This is a genomic window from Acetobacter sp. DmW_136 (genome assembly GCF_008690365.1).
In the GTDB taxonomy this organism is placed as follows: domain Bacteria; phylum Pseudomonadota; class Alphaproteobacteria; order Acetobacterales; family Acetobacteraceae; genus Acetobacter; species Acetobacter oryzifermentans.
The window spans coordinates 1-1,350 of sequence record NZ_VHON01000109.1; the positions used below are offsets into that span (position 1 = coordinate 1).

Annotated in this window: 1 pseudogene; it reads right to left on the minus strand. The window is 53.5% G+C overall.

Annotated elements, in window-relative coordinates:
• Window positions 1-1,350: pseudogene (locus FKW31_RS15945) on the minus strand (hypothetical protein); the annotation flags it as partial.

Sequence of the window (1,350 nt, forward strand, 5' to 3'; positions counted from 1 at the left end):
TCCGTACCACTCAGCACAGCACTGCTCTGCACGTTCAACTGGCCACCACTGGCAACATTGACATCTGCCGCAGATCCACCAGAACTGACATCCACAGTCCCGCCAGACACATTGGCGCCATTCAGGCTACCCTGTGAGAAAACATTGAGCGTGCCACCACGTCCTACGGTTTCATTATGTGCTGTAGCACCTGCCTCAACATCTTCAAGGCCACCATTGTTAACCGTTGTGCCTGTAGTGACGCCACCGCTTTGAACAAATTCGATACCACCAGAATTCACAACGGCACTCACAGCCGAACCGTTAATGTAGCCAAAGCCATTGGCGTTATACGTTGTATGGTTTGCGACCCCACCAGCACTCACAACTTCATGCCCGTGGCTTGCAACAATCATGTCACTGTCCTGGCCGCCGGACATCACACGTTCTTCACCCAAATTGGTAATGGTGCCCGATACGGCACTCCCGGCATTATTCTGCCGACCCGTCTCAATGGTGAAATTGCTGACAACACCGCCCTGAGCCACGTTTTCTACGCCAGAGCGCTCAATCAGAATATTGGAGCCACTGCCGCCAGAATGGATATCCGCGCTGCCGCCACTTGCAATGGTGACACCGCTTTCATACCCGCCAGAGAGCACGGATACTGTTGCGCCCGCGCTGAGTATGCCGCCACTCAGGCTGCCACCACTCAGGATGGTTTGACCGCCTATGATCCCAGACGCATCAACAACAACAGTGCCTTGGGAATGAACAGTCTGATTAAGCGCTGTGCCACCAGCTCCTACAGTTTCAAGGCCACCGGCGTTCACGGTTGTTGCGGATGCAATGCCACCAGATGCCGCCTGAAGCTGACCGCCATCCAGGATGGTTCCAGAGGTTACGCCTTTTGTTGCTACCAACTGAAGACCACCAGCAGAAATGGTTGCGGCTTCACTCAGCCCATTCAGAACAGCGTCTTCACCACCGCTATTCACAGTGTTGTTGTATGCTGAACCGTTTGTATATTCTACAATGGCGCCAGCGTTATTCACGACCGCATCATGGGATACGCCGCCATCAATATACGCGGCATAAATACCTTGGGCATTCACAGTCATGGCAGACACCACGCCGTTGCTCTGCACGGTAATGCCAGCATCATTCAAGGTTACGCCAGATGCCAGGCCACCACCATTCACCACCAGATGATCGTGATAGACCGTCACATCATCCGCAACGCCGCCTGAATTGACAATAACATCGTGAACTTCACCACCTGTCGCAGCCTGCGCGCTGTTATCCACCGCACCAGAAACATTTACACCAGAAACATACCCTTTGCTGCCAACAACAAGCGTACCTTCCTTG